The organism is Mesorhizobium sp. B4-1-4 (genome assembly GCF_006439395.2).
Lineage (GTDB): Bacteria > Pseudomonadota > Alphaproteobacteria > Rhizobiales > Rhizobiaceae > Mesorhizobium.
Map to the genome: position 1 here is coordinate 1,974,645 of NZ_CP083950.1, position 16,717 is coordinate 1,991,361.

Sequence of the window (16,717 nt, forward strand, 5' to 3'; positions counted from 1 at the left end):
CGCAATCGTGAGTAAAAACAAATCCCACTCTTGCCGATCGCGCTTCAAATTGCCGTTACTCGGCAGCTGCCTTTTCGGGCAACTTGACCGAACCGCCGGCCTTCTCGATCTTTTCGATCGCGGCCTTGGAGGCACCGGCGACGTCGAAGGCCAGCTTGGCTTTGAGTTCGCCATCCGACAGCACGCGCACGCCGTCCTTGACGCGGCGGATGACACCGGCGGCGACAAGCGCCTCGGCCGTCACGGTTGCCTTGGCATCAAGCTTCTTGGCATCGACGGCTTCCTGGATGCGGGCCAGCGAGACGACAACGAAGCTCTTGGCGAAGATGTTGTTGAAGCCACGCTTCGGCAGGCGCCGATAAAGCGGCATCTGACCACCCTCGAAGCCGTTGACGGCGACGCCGGAGCGCGCCTTCTGGCCCTTGACGCCGCGACCGGCGGTCTTACCCGAACCGGAACCGATGCCCCGGCCGAGACGCTTCTTGGAATGCGTCGCGCCGTCCTTGTCACGCAGATCGTTGAGTTTCATCTTACTTCTCCTGCGCTTTGGCTCAGCCCTCGTCCACGACGCGGACGAGATGCTGGACGGCAGCGATCATGCCGCGCACGGAAGGCGTATCTTCCAGCGTGCGCTGCTTGTGCATCTTGTTGAGGCCGAGGCCGACCAGCGTCGCGCGCTGTTCCTTCGGACGGCGGATCGGCGAACCGATCTGCTCAACGGTGATGGTCTTGGTTGCTTTCTTGGCCATGGTCAAAATCCCTGGTCAGATCGACTATTCTTCAGCCGCAACGGCGGTGCCGCGGCGGGCCTGAAGGGTCGAATACTTGATGCCGCGCGCGGCAGCCACATCCTTGGGATGCATCTGGCTCTTCAGCGCGTCGAAAGTGGCGCGAACCATGTTGTACGGGTTCGACGAACCCATCGACTTGGCGACCACGTCATGCATGCCGAGCGTCTCGAAGACGGCGCGCATCGGGCCGCCTGCGATGATGCCGGTACCCTGCTTGGCGGCGCGCAACAGCACGCGTCCGGCGCCCCAACGTCCCTCGACGTCGTGGTGCAGCGTGCGGCCCGAGCGCAGCGGCACGAAGATCATGTCGCGCTTTGCCGACTCGGTTGCCTTGCGGATCGCTTCCGGCACTTCGCGCGCCTTGCCATGACCGAAGCCGACGCGGCCCTTCTGGTCGCCGACGACGACAAGTGCGGCGAAGCCGAAGCGGCGGCCACCCTTGACGACCTTGGCGACGCGGTTGATGTGGACCAGCTTGTCCACCATGCCGTCGTCACGCTCTTCGCGTTCACGCTCGCGGCCGCGGCCGCCTTCCCTACGTTCCTGTGCCATATCCTGTTCCTTGTTCTTTTCCGGAAGCACGGGTTGCTGATTGCCGGCGCCGCTTTGGGTCGCCGACGGTGAAAGTCATTTCAGAAGCTCAGGCCGCCTTCGCGAGCAGCTTCGGCCAGCGCCTTGACGCGGCCGTGATAGATATACGGGCCACGGTCGAAGACGACTTCCTTGACGCCGGCCTTGGTGGCGCGCTCGGCGATCAGTTTGCCGATCGCGGCGGCGGCAGCGGTATCGGCCCCGGTCTTGAGCGAACCCTTGAGATCCTTCTCCAGCGTCGAGGCAGCGGCGATGGTGTGGCCCTTGGCGTCGTCGATGACCTGCACGTAGATATTCTTCGACGTGCGGTGAACCGACAGACGCGGACGCTCGCCGGCGACTTTCCTGATCTGACGGCGAACGCGCTGCGCGCGGCGCTGTGTGGCTTCCTTGCTACCCATAATGGTCTTCCTTGCCTTCAAAAATCGGGGGCCGCCATATGCGGTAAGCGAAACCGCCTCCCGCGACCGCTCCCCGCGGCGTTACACTTCTTTGGCTTGGTCTTTTCCGAAAAGTCTGCAACTTTTCGGGGGCCAAGCCCACTACTTCTTCTTGCCTTCCTTGCGGACGATCTTCTCGCCAGCGTAGCGGACACCCTTGCCCTTGTAAGGCTCGGGACCACGGTACTCGCGGATCTCCGCGGCGACCTGGCCGACCTGCTGCTTGTCGATGCCGGTCACGGTGATTTCCGTCGGCTTCGGCACGGTGATCGTGACACCAGCCGGCGTCTCATAGACGACGTCGTGGCTGAAGCCAAGGGCGAGCTGCAGGTTCTTGCCCTGCATGGCGGCGCGATAGCCGACGCCGGTGATCTCGAGCTTCTTTTCGAAGCCGTCCTTGACGCCATGCAGAATGTTGACGATCTGCGTGCGCGACATGCCCCACTTGGAGCGGGCGGTCTTGGTCTGGTCGCGCGGCTGAACAGCGATCTCGCTGCCTTCCATCCTGACCAGGACTTCGTCGTTCACCACGAACTTCAGCTCGCCCTTGGGGCCCTTCGCCGTCACGGTCTGGCCGTTGACGGTCGCGGTCACGCCCTGCGGCAGCGAAACGGGTTTCTTTCCAATACGAGACATTTTGTTGTCCTCGTCACTTCTCTTGTTTCAGGTCTCTGTCTTCGGAACGATCCGAAGACCGGATTCCACTTTGCGGTCAGCTGCCAGATCAGAAGATCTGGCAGAGGATCTCGCCACCGACGTTCTGTTCGCGTGCTTCGTGGTCGGCCATCACGCCCTTCGGTGTCGAAAGGATGGCGATGCCGAGGCCGTTGGCGACGTGCGGGATCGACTTGGCCGAGACGTAAACGCGGCGGCCCGGCTTCGAGACGCGGGCGATTTCGCGCACGACCGGCGCACCGTCGAAATACTTCAGCTCGATTTCGATTTCGGACTTGCCGTTGTCGAAGTCGGTCTGGCTGTAGTCGCGGATATAGCCTTCAGCCTTCAGCACGTCGAGGACGCGGGTGCGCAGACGCGAGGCCGGGGTCGAGACACTCGACTTCTTGCGGCCGTAGGCGTTGCGGATGCGGGTCAGCATATCGCCGAGAGGATCGCTCAATGACATGTTATGTCCTCCTTACCAGCTCGACTTGACCAGGCCCGGGATCTGGCCGTTATTGCCGAGATCACGAAGCGCGATGCGCGATACTTTGAGCTTGCGATAGTAGGCACGCGGACGGCCGGTGACTTCGCAGCGGTTGCGGATGCGGATCTTGGCCGAGTTGCGCGGCAGGGCAGCAAGCTTGAGCTGAGCGCGGAAGCGCTCCTCCATCGGCTTGGACTGATCCATGATGATCGCCTTCAGCGCAGCGCGCTTGGGACCGTACTGGTCGGCAAGCTTGCGGCGCCTGTTGTTCTTCTCGACTGAGCTGGTCTTTGCCATTTCAGATTTTTCCTTTTCTCGCTGCCGTTACTGGCGGAAGGGGAAGTTGAAGGCCTTGAGCAATGCCCTGGCTTCGTCGTCCGTCTTCGCAGTCGTACAAACGATGACGTCCATGCCCCAGATCTGATCGACCTTGTCGTAGTTGATCTCCGGGAACACGATGTGCTCCTTGATGCCCATGGCGTAGTTGCCACGGCCATCGAAGCTCTTGGGGTTCAGTCCGCGGAAGTCGCGGACGCGCGGCAGCGCGATGTTCACGAGGCGGTCGAGGAACTCGTACATACGTTCCTTGCGCAGCGTGACCTTGGCGCCGATCGGCATGTTCTCGCGGACCTTGAAGCCAGCGATGGAATTGCGGGCGCGGGTGACGACGGCCTTCTGGCCGGCGATCATTGCCAGGTCTTCGGCCGCGACCGAAGGCTTCTTGGAATCGGCGGTCGCTTCGCCGACGCCCATGTTCAGCACGATCTTGTCGAGGCGCGGAACCTGCATGTCGTTGTCGTAGCCGAACTGCTCCTGCAGCGCCTTGCGGATGGTCTCGTTGTAGACCTGCTTCAGGCGCGGCGTGTTGGCGGCAGTCGCCTGCTTGGTTTGAGACTTAGCCATTGATGACTTCTCCCGAGCGCTTGGCGACGCGCACTTTCTTGCCGTCCTTCTGGAAGGTGAAACCAACGCGGGTCGGCTTGCCATCCTTGGGGTCGGCCAGCGCGATGTTCGACAGATTGATCGGCGCTTCCTTGGTGATGATCCCGCCCTCTTGGGACTGGGTCTGCTTCTGGTGACGACGGATCATGTTGACGCCGCGCACCAGCGCGGTGTCATCCTTCGGCTGAACCGAGAGGACTTCGCCCGAACGGCCCTTGTCCTTACCGGCAAGCACGACGACCTTGTCGCCTTTTCTGATCTTTTGCATTGGTCCGGCTCCTTACAGCACTTCAGGCGCGAGCGAGATGATCTTCATGTGGTTCTTGGCGCGGAGTTCGCGCGGAACCGGTCCGAAGATACGCGTGCCGATCGGCTCTTTCTTGTTGTCGACGAGAACGGCCGCGTTCTTGTCGAAACGGATCACGCTGCCGTCCGGGCGGCGGATGTCCTTGGCCGTGCGAACCACGACCGCCTTCATCACATCGCCCTTCTTAACGCGGCCGCGCGGAATGGCTTCCTTGATCGACACCACGATGATGTCGCCCACGGAAGCGTATTTCCGCTTCGAGCCGCCCAGCACCTTGATGCACATGACACGACGCGCGCCGGAATTATCCGCGACGTCGAGGTTTGTTTGCATCTGAATCATGACTGGCCGCCTTCTTCTTTTCTAACGGGACGGGCTCGAAGCCCCTCCCCGGTCTGTCCAAAATTCGTTGTTTACGCCCAGAGGTCAGGCTTGGTCCGAAGACACGACGATCCAGCGCTTGTCCTTGGAAATCGGCTTCGATTCCTGGATGAACACCTGATCACCAACCTTATGGGCGTTGTTCTCGTCGTGCGCCTTGTACTTCTTGGTCATGCGCACGGTCTTCTTCATCACGGGATGCGTGAAGCGCCGTTCGACCTTGACGACAACCGTCTTCTCGTTCTTGTCGCTGACGACGGTGCCCTGCAGAATGCGCTTTGGCATGGTTTTCGTCCTTAAGCCTTCTTGGCCGCGGACTTTTCCGCAGCGATGGTCTTGATACGCGCAATGTCCTTGCGGACCTGCCTCACGCGCGCGGTCTTCTCGAGCTGGCCGGTGGCCTTCTGGAAGCGCAGGTTGAACTGCTCCTTCTTCAGGCTGGCTAGGTCGTCGGTCAGCTGGTCCTGGGTCTTGGTCCGGATGTCTTCGGCTTTCATGATCAGCCCGTCCTTATTCTGCGATGCGCTGTACGAAGCGCGTCCTGACCGAGAGCTTGGCCGCGCCGAGACGCAGCGCCTCACGGGCGGTTTCTTCACTGACGCCGTCGATCTCGAACATGATGCGGCCCGGCTTGACGCGCGCCGCCCAATAGTCGACCGCGCCCTTGCCCTTGCCCATGCGGACTTCGGTCGGCTTCGACGTGACCGGCAGATCCGGGAAAATACGGATCCAGACGCGGCCAGCACGCTTCATTTCGCGAGTGATCGCGCGGCGGGCCGCCTCGATCTCACGCGCGGTGACGCGGTTCGGCTCAAGCGCCTTCAGCCCGAAACCACCGAAATCCAGGTTGGTGCCGCCCTTTGCGGTACCATGGATGCGGCCCTTGAACTGCTTGCGGAACTTTGTGCGCTTTGGCTGCAGCATCGTTCTAACTCCAAATTCCTAAATGTCTCAGGCGTTCTCGCGACGACGACCGCGTTCGCGCTCGCCACCACCGCCATGCGAATGATCACCCTCGGTGGCGCGACGCTCCGAAGCCATCGGGTCGTGCTCGAGGATCTCGCCCTTGAACACCCAGACCTTGACGCCGCAGATGCCGTAAGCCGTATTCGCCTCGGCCGTGCCGTAGTCGACATCGGCGCGCAGCGTGTGCAGCGGCACGCGGCCTTCGCGGTACCATTCCATGCGCGCGATTTCGGCGCCGCCGAGACGGCCCGAGCAGTTGATGCGGATGCCTTCGGCACCGAGACGCATCGCCGACTGCACGGCGCGCTTCATGGCGCGGCGGAACGCGATGCGGCGCTCGAGCTGCTGGGCGATCGACTGGGCGACCAGGGTCGCGTCGATTTCCGGCTTGCGCACCTCGACGATGTTGAGGTGCGTTTCGGACTTCGTCATCTCCATCAGCTTCTTGCGAAGCTTTTCGATGTCGGCGCCCTTCTTGCCGATGATCAGACCCGGGCGCGCGGCATGGATGGTGACGCGGCACTTCTTGTGCGGGCGCTCGATCACGACTTTCGAGATCGCGGCCTGCTTGAGTTCCTTCTCAAGATACTTGCGGATCTTGATGTCCTCATGCAGCAGCTTGCCGTACTCGCCGGTGTTCGCGAACCAGCGCGAATCCCAGGTGCGGTTGATGCCGAGGCGAAGACCGATCGGATTGACTTTCTGGCCCATTATGCGGCCTCCCCTTTTTCTTCGACTTCACGAACGACGATCGTGAGGTGCGAGAACGGCTTCTCGATACGGCTGGCGCGACCGCGGCCACGAGCGTGGAACCGCTTCATGACGATCGACTTGCCGACATAGGCTTCCGCCACGATCAGCGCATCGACGTCGAGGTCGTGGTTGTTTTCCGCGTTGGCGATCGCCGACTCCAAGGTCTTCTTGACCGTGCCGGAAATCCGCTTGGCCGAGAATTCCAGGTCGGAAAGCGCTGTCGCGACCTTCTTGCCGCGGATCAGCGCGGCAACCAGGTTCAGCTTCTGCGGGCTGATACGGATCGTGCGCAGAACGGCGCGCGCTTCGTTGTCAGCAAGACTGCGCGGAGCTTTGGCCTTGCCCATGATTATTTCCTCTTCGCCTTCTTATCCGCGCCGTGACCGTAGTAGGTCCGCGTCGGAGCGAATTCACCGAACTTGTGGCCGACCATGTCCTCGTTCACGGAGACGGGAACATGCTTCTGGCCGTTGTAGACACCGAAGGTGAAGCCGACGAACTGCGGCAGGATGGTGGAGCGACGGCTCCACATCTTGATCACCTCATTGCGACCACCTTCACGAACCTTGTCCACCTTCTTGAGAAGGTAGCCGTCGATGAAGGGGCCTTTCCAAATAGAACGAGTCACTTGGCGTTACCTCTTCTTAGCTCTTGCGCTGATGGCGCGAGCGCAGGATGAACTTGTCGGTCGCCTTGTTGGACCGCGTCTTCTTGCCCTTGGTCGGCTTGCCCCACGGGGAAACCGGATGGCGACCACCGGAGGTGCGGCCTTCGCCGCCGCCGTGCGGGTGGTCAACCGGGTTCATGGTCACGCCGCGATTGTGCGGACGCTTGCCGCGCCAAACCGTGCGACCGGCCTTGCCGTCGTTGATGTTGCCGTGGTCGGGGTTCGACACGGCACCGACGGTGGCCATGCAGGAGCCGTGAACGACACGCTGCTCGCCCGAGTTGAGGCGCAGGATCGCCATGCCCTGGTCGCGGCCGACGAGCTGGGCGTAACCGCCAGCCGAACGGGCAACCTGGCCACCCTTGCCCGGCTTCAGCTCGATGTTGTGGACGATCGTGCCGACCGGCATCGCGGCTAACGGCATCGCATTGCCCGGCTTCACGTCGACCGCTTCGCCAGCCACGATCTTGTCGCCGGCGGCAAGGCGCTGCGGGGCGATGATGTAGGACAGCTCGCCATCGTCATACTTGATCAGTGCGATGAAGGCGGTGCGGTTCGGATCGTATTCAATGCGCTCGACCGTGCCGACGACGTCGAACTTGCGGCGCTTGAAGTCGATGATGCGGTACGAACGCTTGTGACCACCACCGATGAAACGGGCGGTGATGCGGCCGTAGTTGTTGCGGCCGCCCGACTTGGTCAGGCCTTCGGTCAGACCCTTGACGGGTTTGCCCTTGTAGAGGCCCGAGCGGTCGACGATGACCAGCTGGCGGGTGCTCGGCGTTACCGGGTTGAATTTTTTCAGTGCCATGTTCTTGTCCTCGCGGCCTTGCTCAGAGACCCGTCGCGACGTCGATCGACTGGCCGTCGGCCAGCGTCACAACCGCCTTCTTGACGTCGCTCTGGCGGCCGATCGTGCCGCGGAAGCGCTTGATCTTGCCCTTGCGGACAAGCGTGTTCACGGCCATCACCTTGACGCCGAACAGCGCTTCGACGGCGGCCTTGATTTCCGGCTTCGACGCCTTCTTGGCGACGTTGAAGACGACCTGGTTCTGCTCGGAAGCCATGGTCGACTTTTCGGTGATCGCCGGGCTGACGATCACGTCGTAGTGACGAAGGTCGGTCATTTAAAGCGCTCCTCGAGAGCCTCGACGGCGGCCTTCGAAAGGACCAGCGTGCCGCGGCGCAGAATGTCGTAGACGTTGATGCCCTGGATGGGCAGCACGTCGATGTTGGGGATGTTGGTCGCGGCCAGCTTGAAGTTCTGGTCAAGCTCGGCGCCACCAATCACCAGGGCGCTGGTCAGGCCCAGCGTCGCGAAATTCGCGACCAGTGCCTTGGTCTTGGCCTCGGTCAGCTTCAGCTCGTCGATGACGATGATCGAAGCGCTCTTGGCCTTGGCCGAGAGGGCGTGCTTGAGGCCAAGCGCGCGAACCTTCTTCGGCAAATCGTGCTCGTGGCTGCGAACGACCGGGCCGTGGGCCTTGCCGCCGCCGCGGAACTGCGGAGCGCGTGCGGAGTGGTGACGGGCGCGGCCCGTACCCTTCTGCTTGTACATCTTGGCGCCGGTGCGCGCGATTTCGGCGCGACCCTTGGCCTTGTGCGTGCCCTGCTGCTTCTTGGCAAGCTGCCAGCGCACGACGCGCTGCAGGATGTCCTCGCGCGGATCAAGGCCGAAAATCTCCTCGGAGAGTTCCACCTTGCCGGCGTCCTTGCCGCCAAGCGTTGTGATCTTGAGATCCATTATTCCGCTCCCTCTGTGGCCGGAGCCTCATTCTTCGTGGCGACGCGGATCGCGGCAGGCTTCGGCGCATTGGCCGGAAGCGCAACCTTGGCAGCGTCGCGAACCAGGATCCAGGCACCCTTGGTGCCGGGAACCGCGCCGCGGATCAGGATCAGGCCGCGATCAGCATCGGTCGAAACGATCTCGACGTTCTGCGTGGTGACGCGGGTGTCGCCCATGTGGCCGGCCATCTTCTTGCCCTTGAACACCTTGCCGGGGTCCTGGCGCTGGCCGGTCGAGCCGTGCGTACGGTGCGAGACCGAGTTACCGTGGGTCGCGCGGCCACCACCCATGTGGTGACGCTTGATGACGCCCTGAAAACCCTTGCCGATCGTCGTGCCGGTGACGTCGACCTTCTGGCCGGCGACAAAGTGCTCGACCGTGATCTCGGCGCCGACATCGATCATGTTGTCGGCGGAGACGCGGAACTCGGCGAGCTTCGCCTTCGGCTCGACGGAAGCGGTCGCGAAATGGCCGCGCATCGCCTTCGACGTGTTCTTCACCTTGGCAAGGCCAACGCCGAGCTGAACGGCGGTGTAGCCATTCTTCTCCTGCGTGCGCTGTGCCACGACCTGGCAGTTCTCCATCTGGAGAACGGTGACGGGAACATGTTCCCCGGCATCGTTATAGATGCGGGTCATTCCCACCTTCTTTGCAATCACACCTGAACGCATCGGTTCAATTCCTTTAGAGTTCCGGGCCAGGGGCACCGCCCCTTACCGCGCTCTCGTTCCCTTAGAGCTTGATCTCGACGTCGACGCCGGCGGCCAGATCGAGCTTCATCAAAGCATCGACGGTCTGCGGGGTCGGATCGACGATGTCGAGCAGACGCTTGTGCGTGCGCATCTCGAACTGCTCGCGGCTCTTCTTGTCGACGTGGGGCGACCGGTTCACCGTGAATTTTTCGATCCGCGTCGGCAGCGGAATGGGGCCGCGGACGTTGGCGCCGGTGCGCTTGGCCGTCGACACGATTTCGCGCGTCGAGGCGTCGAGCACCCGGTGGTCAAACGCCTTCAGGCGGATGCGGATATTCTGTCCGTTCATGCGTCACTTCCTTGTTCTGGCGCGGCGCGGGCAACTACCGCGCCCGCGACAGATCGGTTTAAGTCCAAATTATTCTTTGATGGTGACGACGATGCCGGCACCGACGGTGCGGCCGCCTTCACGGATGGCGAAGCGCAGCTTCTCTTCCATGGCGATCGGCACGATCAGCTCGACATCGACCGTGATGTTGTCGCCGGGCATCACCATCTCGGTGCCGGCCGGCAGCGACACGATGCCGGTCACGTCGGTCGTGCGGAAGTAGAACTGCGGACGGTAGTTGGTGAAGAACGGCGTGTGACGGCCACCCTCGTCCTTGGTCAGGATGTAGGCTTCGGCCACGAACTTCTTGTGCGGCTTCACCGTGCCGGGCTTGGCCAGAACCTGGCCGCGCTCGACGCCTTCACGGTCAACGCCGCGCAGCAGCGCGCCGATGTTGTCGCCGGCCTGGCCCTGGTCGAGCAGCTTGCGGAACATCTCGACGCCCGTGCAGGTCGTCTTGGTCGTCGGACGGATGCCGATGATTTCGAGTTCCTCGCCGACCTTGACCACGCCGCGCTCGACGCGGCCGGTGACGACCGTGCCGCGGCCCGAGATCGAGAACACGTCCTCGATCGGCATCAGGAACGGCTTGTCGAGCGGACGGACCGGCGTCGGGATGTAGGCGTCGACCTGAGCCATCAGCTCGCGGATCGCGTCCTCGCCGATCGTCTTGTTCGAATCCTCGAGCGCGGCCAAGGCCGAACCCTTGACGATCGGAATGTCGTCGCCGGGGAATTCGTTCTTCGACAGCAGCTCGCGCACCTCGAGCTCGACCAGCTCCAGCAGCTCGGCGTCATCGACCTGGTCGACCTTATTCAAAAACACCACGATCGACGGCACGCCGACCTGGCGGGCGAGCAGGATGTGCTCGCGGGTCTGCGGCATCGGGCCGTCGGCGGCCGACACCACCAGGATCGCGCCGTCCATCTGCGCCGCACCGGTGATCATGTTCTTCACATAGTCGGCGTGGCCGGGGCAGTCGACGTGCGCATAGTGGCGGTTGGCCGTCTCGTATTCGACGTGAGCCGTCGAGATCGTGATGCCGCGCGCCTTCTCTTCCGGCGCCGCATCGATCTGGTCGTAGCGCTTGTATTCGCCAAAATACTTCGTGATCGCCGCCGTCAGCGACGTCTTGCCATGGTCAACGTGACCAATCGTGCCGATGTTCACATGAGGCTTAGTGCGCTCGAATTTACCTTTTGCCATGTGATGTCTCCATTTCCTGCTCGCCCATGCGGGCTTTGAATTGCGTTATCGCGGCAGCTCTTTCGAGTTACGCGTATTTCTTCTGGACTTCCTGGGCGACTGCAGTCGGGACCGGCTCGTAGTGGTCGAACTGCATCGTGTAGGCCGCGCGGCCCTGGCTCATCGAGCGCAGGTTGTCGACGTACTTGAACATATTGGCGAGCGGCACCATCGCATTGATGACCACCGCCACGCCACGTGCTTCCTGGCCCTGGATCTGGCCACGGCGGCCGTTCAGGTCACCAATGACGCTGCCGACGTAATCTTCCGGCGTCACGACCTCGACCTTCATGATCGGCTCGAGCAGCTGCACGCCAAGCTTGGGTGCGGCTTCACGGAAGCAGGCGCGGGAAGCGATTTCGAAAGCCAGGACCGAAGAGTCGACATCGTGGTAGGCGCCGTCGATCAGCGTCGCCCGGACGCCGATCATCGGGAAGCCTGCGAACGGACCCGCGCCCATGACGCTCTGGATGCCCTTTTCGACGCCCGGAATGTATTCCTTCGGCACCGCGCCGCCGACGATCTTGGATTCGAACACGAAGTCTTCGCTCTCCGAATTCGGCTCGAACAGAACCTTGACGCGGGCGAACTGACCGGTACCGCCGGTCTGCTTCTTGTGGGTGTAGTCCTGCTCGTGCTTGCGGGTGATCGTCTCGCGATAGGCCACCTGCGGCGCACCGACATTGGCCTCGACCTTGAACTCACGACGCATGCGGTCGACGATGATGTCGAGGTGCAGTTCGCCCATGCCCGAGATGATGGTCTGACCGCTTTCCTCGTCGGTCTTGACGCGGAAGGACGGATCCTCGGCAGCCAGGCGATGCAGGGCGAGGCCCATCTTTTCCTGGTCGTTCTTGGTCTTCGGCTCAATGGCAATCTGGATGACCGGATCGGGGAATTCCATGCGCTCGAGGATGACCGGATGCAGCGGATCGCACAGCGTGTCGCCGGTGGTCGTGTCCTTGAGGCCCGCCAGGGCGACGATGTCGCCGGCGAAAGCTTCTTCGACGTCGGCGCGCGAATTCGCATGCATCTGCAGCATGCGGCCGATGCGCTCCTTCTTGCCCTTGACGGTGTTGTCGACCGAGATGCCCTTCGAAAGCTTGCCCGAATAGATGCGGGCAAAGGTCAGCGAACCGACGAACGGGTCGTTCATGATCTTGAAGGCGAGCATCGACAACGGCTCGTCGTCGACGGCATGACGCTCGATCTCGGCATCGGTCTTGGCATCGACACCCTTGATGGCGGGTACGTCGGCCGGCGACGGCAGGTACTCGACGACGGCGTCGAGCAGCGGCTGCACGCCCTTGTTCTTGAAGGCCGAGCCGCAGAACATCGGGAAGAACTTGACCGCGATCGTCCCCTTGCGGATCAGCGAACGGATCTCGTCATTCGACGGCATCTTGCCTTCGAGATAGTTCTCGAGCGCCGTCTCGTCCATTTCGACGGCGGCTTCGATCATCTTCTCGCGATATTCCTCGGCACGAGCCTGGAGGTCGGCCGGAATCTCGACAACGTCCCAGGCAGCGCCCAGGGTCTCGTCGCGCCAGACCAGCGCGTTCATCTCGACGAGGTCGACAACGCCCTTGAACTCGGTCTCGGCGCCGATCGGCAGCTGCATGACGACAGCTTGCGCACCGAGGCGCGAGCCGATCATCTCGACCGAGCGGTAGAAGTCAGCGCCGATCTTGTCCATCTTGTTGCAGAAGATCATGCGCGGCACGCGGTACTTGTCGGCCTGACGCCAGACGGTTTCCGTCTGCGGCTCGACACCGGCGTTGGCGTCGAGCAGCGCGATGGCGCCGTCGAGCACGCGCAGCGAACGCTCGACCTCGATGGTGAAGTCGACGTGTCCGGGAGTGTCGATGATGTTGAAGCGGCGCATCTTGCCGTCACGGCCCTTCCAGAAGGTCGTGGTCGCGGCGGACGTGATGGTGATGCCGCGTTCCTGCTCCTGCTCCATCCAGTCCATGGTCGCAGCGCCGTCGTGCACTTCGCCGATCTTGTGCGACTTGCCCGTGTAATAGAGGACGCGCTCGGTGGTCGTCGTCTTGCCGGCGTCAATATGCGCCATGATACCGAAATTGCGGTAGTCTTCGATTTTGTATTCGCGGGCCATCGTAGCTGCCTCTCAGTCCTGTTCGCGCTTTACCAGCGATAGTGTGCGAAAGCGCGGTTGGCTTCAGCCATCTTGTGGGTGTCTTCACGCTTCTTGACGGCCGTGCCGCGGTTGTTGGCCGCGTCCATCAGCTCGCCGGAGAGGCGGTCGATCATGGTGGTCTCGTTGCGGTTGCGAGCAGCCGCGATCAGCCAACGGATGGCCAATGCCTGGCGGCGCTCGGGACGCACGTCGACCGGAACCTGGTAGGTGGCGCCGCCGACGCGACGCGAACGCACTTCCACATGCGGCGCGACATTGTCGAGCGCCTGATGGAAGACGGTGACCGGCTCCTGCTTGGTCTTCGACTGGACCTGGTCGAGCGCGCCGTAGACGATGGTCTCGGCGACCGACTTCTTGCCATCATACATGACGGCATTCATGAACTTGGTAACGATCAGATCGCCGAACTTCGGATCCGGATTGATCTCACGCTTTTCTGCACTGTGACGACGGGACATGGCTTTTGTCTCTCAATTTCTCATAGCCCGGCGCAGTCAAAAAAGCGCCGAAGCCGGAAAACCTTACTTCGGACGCTTCGCACCGTATTTCGAACGGCGCTGCTTGCGGTTCTTCACACCCTGCGTGTCGAGCACGCCGCGGATGATGTGGTAGCGGACGCCCGGAAGGTCCTTGACGCGGCCGCCGCGGATCATGACCACGGAATGCTCCTGAAGGTTGTGACCTTCACCGGGAATGTAACCGATCACTTCGAAACCATTGGTCAGGCGGATCTTGGCCACCTTGCGCAGCGCCGAGTTCGGCTTCTTCGGCGTCGTCGTGTAGACGCGCGTGCAGACGCCCCGCTTCTGCGGGTTCTGCTGCATGGCCGGGACCTTGTTGCGCTTCACCGGCGCAATGCGCGGCTTGCGGATCAGCTGGTTGACGGTAGGCATTAAACCCTCTTGTCTCTCAATTCCGTGTCTCGCCCGGTCAGGGCCGCTCAAAGCGTGATTTCCATACGCAAATTCGGGCCACAAACCGCGCCTCGCGGTCCTGCCCGAACAAATCGCAGAGGAAGCGGAAGCCGCTTCATGCACGCCGGAAATGTCTTTTCGCTCGTAAGATGAACCCTGTTTGAGGCAAACTCCAAAGCGTGTCGCTTCGGAAGGGAGAGCCTCACATCGGTTCTGACTGGGCGGCTTCTACTCGCAAGCCCGCGAAGCGTCAACCCCGCAACGGCAAATATTGCATTGAAGCCGGGGCTTGGCAGCCATGCGAAAACCGCATGTAATTTTCTTTCGCCAATTTGCAAGGGCGAGGAAGAAAGTGACCGGCATCCGGCTGTCGCGCGGCCCTGCTTCATGCGAAAAGGCCGCCTGAGCACTCAAAGTCCCCTCACACGGCCCTTGCCAGGAGGAATCAGCCCGTGAACGACAATGAAGAACGCCCGGTCACCATCATCACTGGCCGGGTGTGGAAGCGCAAAGGCGGCAAGGCGGAAGGCGTGCATGTCATGCTTGTCGCGCCCGACGACGATTCGGCGGTGCGCCGCGCCCTCGAATCGCTCGCCGCGGAAGGTTATGCCGAGGCCGAGCTCGACCAGATCGGCGACATGGACGGCGTGCCCGACGAGGAGCCGCACCTTTCGGCCTACCAAGGCGCGCTCGAAGGCGAAGTGTCGATCGTTACTTTCGACGAGCCGATATGAGAATCAAGTCCGGACGCGGCTGATGTCGGCTGGACAGACGCTCTATCTTCCGCAAGTTACCCGGCCGTCTTCTCGCGCATAGAAAAATCTGCCATTCCCATTCCGGAGCACACATGTCCTCGACCAATAGCCCCATCAAGCTCGGCATCATCGGCGTCGGCAAGATCGTACGCGACCAGCACCTGCCGGCCCTGGCGAAGGACCAGGCCTACCGCCTCGCCGCCGCAGCAAGCCGGCATGGCAAGGTCGACGGCATCCCGAATTTTCCCACCATCGAGGCGATGCTCGACGCGGTGCCGGAGCTCGACGCCGTATCGCTCTGCATGCCGCCGCAATTCCGTTACGACGCCGCGCGCACCGCACTCGAGGCGAAGAAACATGTCTTCCTGGAAAAACCGCCGGGCGCCACGGTCAGCGAGGTCGAGGACCTGAAGGTGCTGGCTGCAAAGCAGGGTGTTTCCCTCTTTGCCAGCTGGCATTCGCGCTATGCACCGGCGGTTGAAGCGGCACGCGGCTTTCTCGCATCGACTCGAATCCGCTCCGCGGCAATCGTCTGGAAGGAAGATGTCCGCCGCTGGCACCCGAACCAGGACTGGATCTGGGCTCCCGGCGGCTTCGGTGTCTTCGATCCCGGCATCAACGCGCTGTCGATCGCGACTTATATCCTGCCGGCGATGCACATCACCTCGGCGGTACTCGACTTTCCAGAGAACCGCGCCGCTCCGATCGCGGCGCAAGTCACATTCCGCACCTCGAACGGCTTGCCGGTGACGATGGACCTCGACTGGTTGCAGACCGGCCCGCAAAGCTGGGACATCCTTGCCGACACCGATGCCGGCAAGATGGTGCTTTCCGGTGGCGGCTCGAAACTCGCCATTGACGGGCGAGTTGTCCACGAGGAGCCGGAAACGGAGTACCCGATGCTCTACAGGCGGTTCGCCGAAATCGTGCGCGCGGGTGTCTCCGACGTCGATCTCGCCCCACTGCAGCATGTCGCCGACGCCTTCATGCTCGGCAAGCGCAACGTGGTCGAGGCGTTTTTCGACTGATTGCTGCTCAACCCCCTGCCTGGGTCGACGTCTGCAATCTCGGATGGCTGTGAACAGGACTGAAGGCGCTCGTACATCCAACTCCGGTGGTTGCCTTCAGTCGAGGATCGCGATGGCAAAGCCGTCATAGCCCTTGGCGCCGACGGTCTGGATGGCGGTGCCGTCCAGCCGTTTGTCACCGCCGATGAATGAAAAGGCCGCGCGGGCGCCTTCGACATTGGCGTCGCGGCCATCTTCGTTCACGACATCGCCGTCGCGGATGACGTTGTCGCAGACGATGACCGTTCCGGAGCGCGACAGCCGCATGGCCCAGTCGAGATAGTTCGGGTTGTTCGGCTTGTCGGCGTCGATGAAGATCAGGTCGAACGGGCCGGCATTCTCGCCACCCAGCGCGGCGAGCGATTGAAGTGCCGGACCGACACGCAGGTCCACCCGGTCCGCGACGTCAGCCCGCTCAAAATTCGAACGGGCGATCTTGGCATGATGCGGATCGAGTTCGAGCGTCACGATCTTGCCGCCGGCCGGCAATCCCCGCGCCATCCAGATGGTCGAATAGCCACCCAGCGTGCCGATCTCGAGCACCTTCCTGGCGCCGCCGATGCGCACCAGCAGCGAGAGCAGCTTTCCCTGCGCCGCCGAGACGTCGATCGCCGGTAGGCCCTGATCGCGGTTGGCCGCCAGGACAGCGTCGAGCACGGGATCCGGCTCGAAGAGAGAGGCGACGATGTAGTCGTCGACAGCCGTCCATGTCTTTCTGCTCATGTTT

General features: G+C 62.3%; 28 protein-coding genes. 2 read left to right on the plus strand and 26 right to left on the minus strand.

All coding sequences use genetic code 11. The features are described from left to right. Nucleotides 1-55 precede the first annotated feature (55 nt). From rplO to rpsL, 25 genes are all read right to left on the minus strand, one after another. Complete coding sequence (gene rplO / locus FJW03_RS09525) at nucleotides 56-529, minus strand: 50S ribosomal protein L15 (RefSeq protein WP_095775807.1); 474 nt, start codon at nucleotides 527-529, stop codon at nucleotides 56-58. A 22-nt stretch (nucleotides 530-551) separates the two neighbouring features. Beyond that, entirely contained in the window at nucleotides 552-749 is a 198-nt protein-coding gene (gene rpmD, locus FJW03_RS09530) for a 50S ribosomal protein L30 (RefSeq protein ID WP_006205449.1), read from the minus strand. Nucleotides 750-773: 24 nt separating this feature from the next. Continuing rightward, nucleotides 774-1,343, minus strand: a complete 570-nt coding sequence (rpsE, locus tag FJW03_RS09535) for a 30S ribosomal protein S5 (RefSeq protein ID WP_027046810.1) — start codon at nucleotides 1,341-1,343, stop codon at nucleotides 774-776. An 80-nt stretch (nucleotides 1,344-1,423) separates the two neighbouring features. Beyond that, complete coding sequence (rplR, locus tag FJW03_RS09540) at nucleotides 1,424-1,783, minus strand: 50S ribosomal protein L18 (protein WP_140611533.1); 360 nt, start codon at nucleotides 1,781-1,783, stop codon at nucleotides 1,424-1,426. A gap of 141 nt (nucleotides 1,784-1,924) precedes the next feature. Continuing rightward, nucleotides 1,925-2,458 carry a 50S ribosomal protein L6 gene (gene rplF, locus FJW03_RS09545; RefSeq protein WP_140766958.1) on the minus strand — a complete coding sequence of 178 codons (534 nt, stop codon included), beginning with the start codon at nucleotides 2,456-2,458 and terminating at the stop codon, nucleotides 1,925-1,927. An 88-nt stretch (nucleotides 2,459-2,546) separates the two neighbouring features. Beyond that, nucleotides 2,547-2,945 (minus strand): 30S ribosomal protein S8, encoded by a 399-nt coding sequence (gene rpsH / locus FJW03_RS09550; protein ID WP_006205453.1) that lies wholly within the window; start codon nucleotides 2,943-2,945, stop codon nucleotides 2,547-2,549. A gap of 12 nt (nucleotides 2,946-2,957) precedes the next feature. Continuing rightward, a complete protein-coding gene (gene rpsN / locus FJW03_RS09555; protein ID WP_010909282.1) occupies nucleotides 2,958-3,263 on the minus strand; it encodes a 30S ribosomal protein S14 in 306 nt (101 codons plus the stop codon). 27 nt (nucleotides 3,264-3,290) lie between these two features. Next, nucleotides 3,291-3,869 (minus strand): 50S ribosomal protein L5, encoded by a 579-nt coding sequence (rplE, locus tag FJW03_RS09560; protein ID WP_140611531.1) that lies wholly within the window; start codon nucleotides 3,867-3,869, stop codon nucleotides 3,291-3,293. Continuing rightward, nucleotides 3,862-4,176, minus strand: coding sequence for a 50S ribosomal protein L24 (gene rplX / locus FJW03_RS09565; protein WP_140611529.1), 315 nt, complete (start codon nucleotides 4,174-4,176; stop codon nucleotides 3,862-3,864). The genes rplE and rplX overlap by 8 nt, the downstream gene beginning before the upstream one ends. Nucleotides 4,177-4,188: 12 nt before the next feature. Beyond that, nucleotides 4,189-4,557, minus strand: a complete 369-nt coding sequence (rplN, locus tag FJW03_RS09570; protein ID WP_006205457.1) for a 50S ribosomal protein L14 — start codon at nucleotides 4,555-4,557, stop codon at nucleotides 4,189-4,191. A gap of 84 nt (nucleotides 4,558-4,641) precedes the next feature. After that, nucleotides 4,642-4,881 carry a 30S ribosomal protein S17 gene (gene rpsQ, locus FJW03_RS09575; RefSeq protein WP_010909280.1) on the minus strand — a complete coding sequence of 80 codons (240 nt, stop codon included), beginning with the start codon at nucleotides 4,879-4,881 and terminating at the stop codon, nucleotides 4,642-4,644. An 11-nt stretch (nucleotides 4,882-4,892) separates the two neighbouring features. Continuing rightward, nucleotides 4,893-5,093: a 50S ribosomal protein L29 gene (gene rpmC / locus FJW03_RS09580; protein WP_006205459.1), complete on the minus strand. Its 201-nt coding sequence runs from the start codon at nucleotides 5,091-5,093 to the stop codon at nucleotides 4,893-4,895. 13 nt (nucleotides 5,094-5,106) lie between these two features. Beyond that, nucleotides 5,107-5,520, minus strand: a complete 414-nt coding sequence (rplP, locus tag FJW03_RS09585) for a 50S ribosomal protein L16 (protein WP_010909279.1) — start codon at nucleotides 5,518-5,520, stop codon at nucleotides 5,107-5,109. 27 nt (nucleotides 5,521-5,547) lie between these two features. Continuing rightward, the gene (gene rpsC / locus FJW03_RS09590) at nucleotides 5,548-6,273 is read right to left on the minus strand and encodes a 30S ribosomal protein S3 (RefSeq protein ID WP_140766957.1); all 726 of its coding nucleotides are present in this window, start codon (nucleotides 6,271-6,273) and stop codon (nucleotides 5,548-5,550) included. Beyond that, on the minus strand, nucleotides 6,273-6,662 hold the full coding sequence (gene rplV / locus FJW03_RS09595; protein ID WP_140611526.1) for a 50S ribosomal protein L22: 390 nt from the start codon (nucleotides 6,660-6,662) through the stop codon (nucleotides 6,273-6,275). Before rplV ends, rpsC begins: the two co-directional genes overlap by 1 nt. Before the next feature lie 2 nt (nucleotides 6,663-6,664). Further along, nucleotides 6,665-6,943 carry a 30S ribosomal protein S19 gene (gene rpsS, locus FJW03_RS09600; RefSeq protein WP_006205463.1) on the minus strand — a complete coding sequence of 93 codons (279 nt, stop codon included), beginning with the start codon at nucleotides 6,941-6,943 and terminating at the stop codon, nucleotides 6,665-6,667. Nucleotides 6,944-6,959: 16 nt separating this feature from the next. Continuing rightward, nucleotides 6,960-7,793 carry a 50S ribosomal protein L2 gene (rplB, locus tag FJW03_RS09605; protein ID WP_140697827.1) on the minus strand — a complete coding sequence of 278 codons (834 nt, stop codon included), beginning with the start codon at nucleotides 7,791-7,793 and terminating at the stop codon, nucleotides 6,960-6,962. A gap of 22 nt (nucleotides 7,794-7,815) precedes the next feature. Then, nucleotides 7,816-8,109, minus strand: coding sequence for a 50S ribosomal protein L23 (locus tag FJW03_RS09610; RefSeq protein ID WP_006205465.1), 294 nt, complete (start codon nucleotides 8,107-8,109; stop codon nucleotides 7,816-7,818). Then, the gene (rplD, locus tag FJW03_RS09615) at nucleotides 8,106-8,726 is read right to left on the minus strand and encodes a 50S ribosomal protein L4 (RefSeq protein ID WP_140766956.1); all 621 of its coding nucleotides are present in this window, start codon (nucleotides 8,724-8,726) and stop codon (nucleotides 8,106-8,108) included. The genes FJW03_RS09610 and rplD overlap by 4 nt, the downstream gene beginning before the upstream one ends. After that, nucleotides 8,726-9,439, minus strand: a complete 714-nt coding sequence (gene rplC / locus FJW03_RS09620) for a 50S ribosomal protein L3 (RefSeq protein WP_140611522.1) — start codon at nucleotides 9,437-9,439, stop codon at nucleotides 8,726-8,728. The genes rplD and rplC overlap by 1 nt, the downstream gene beginning before the upstream one ends. 61 nt (nucleotides 9,440-9,500) lie before the next feature. Further along, nucleotides 9,501-9,809, minus strand: coding sequence for a 30S ribosomal protein S10 (rpsJ, locus tag FJW03_RS09625; RefSeq protein ID WP_006205468.1), 309 nt, complete (start codon nucleotides 9,807-9,809; stop codon nucleotides 9,501-9,503). Between the two features lie 69 nt (nucleotides 9,810-9,878). Beyond that, on the minus strand, nucleotides 9,879-11,054 hold the full coding sequence (gene tuf, locus FJW03_RS09630; RefSeq protein ID WP_010909256.1) for an elongation factor Tu: 1,176 nt from the start codon (nucleotides 11,052-11,054) through the stop codon (nucleotides 9,879-9,881). Between the two features lie 67 nt (nucleotides 11,055-11,121). Next, entirely contained in the window at nucleotides 11,122-13,212 is a 2,091-nt protein-coding gene (fusA, locus tag FJW03_RS09635; protein ID WP_140767216.1) for an elongation factor G, read from the minus strand. Nucleotides 13,213-13,241: 29 nt separating this feature from the next. Beyond that, complete coding sequence (gene rpsG / locus FJW03_RS09640; RefSeq protein WP_006202127.1) at nucleotides 13,242-13,712, minus strand: 30S ribosomal protein S7; 471 nt, start codon at nucleotides 13,710-13,712, stop codon at nucleotides 13,242-13,244. Nucleotides 13,713-13,775: 63 nt separating this feature from the next. Further along, on the minus strand, nucleotides 13,776-14,147 hold the full coding sequence (gene rpsL, locus FJW03_RS09645) for a 30S ribosomal protein S12 (protein WP_006333356.1): 372 nt from the start codon (nucleotides 14,145-14,147) through the stop codon (nucleotides 13,776-13,778). A gap of 473 nt (nucleotides 14,148-14,620) precedes the next feature. On the opposite strand from rpsL, the gene FJW03_RS09650 reads away from it, so the two are divergent. Together FJW03_RS09650 and FJW03_RS09655 are read left to right on the plus strand one after the other, a co-directional pair. Next, nucleotides 14,621-14,902, plus strand: a complete 282-nt coding sequence (locus tag FJW03_RS09650) for a transcriptional regulator (protein WP_140609814.1) — start codon at nucleotides 14,621-14,623, stop codon at nucleotides 14,900-14,902. A gap of 113 nt (nucleotides 14,903-15,015) precedes the next feature. Beyond that, entirely contained in the window at nucleotides 15,016-15,951 is a 936-nt protein-coding gene (locus FJW03_RS09655) for a Gfo/Idh/MocA family protein (RefSeq protein WP_140767217.1), read from the plus strand. A 96-nt stretch (nucleotides 15,952-16,047) separates the two neighbouring features. Here the strand turns inward: FJW03_RS09655 and FJW03_RS09660 are convergent, their stop codons facing one another. Beyond that, nucleotides 16,048-16,713, minus strand: a complete 666-nt coding sequence (locus tag FJW03_RS09660; protein WP_140767218.1) for an O-methyltransferase — start codon at nucleotides 16,711-16,713, stop codon at nucleotides 16,048-16,050. Nucleotides 16,714-16,717 lie beyond the last annotated feature (4 nt).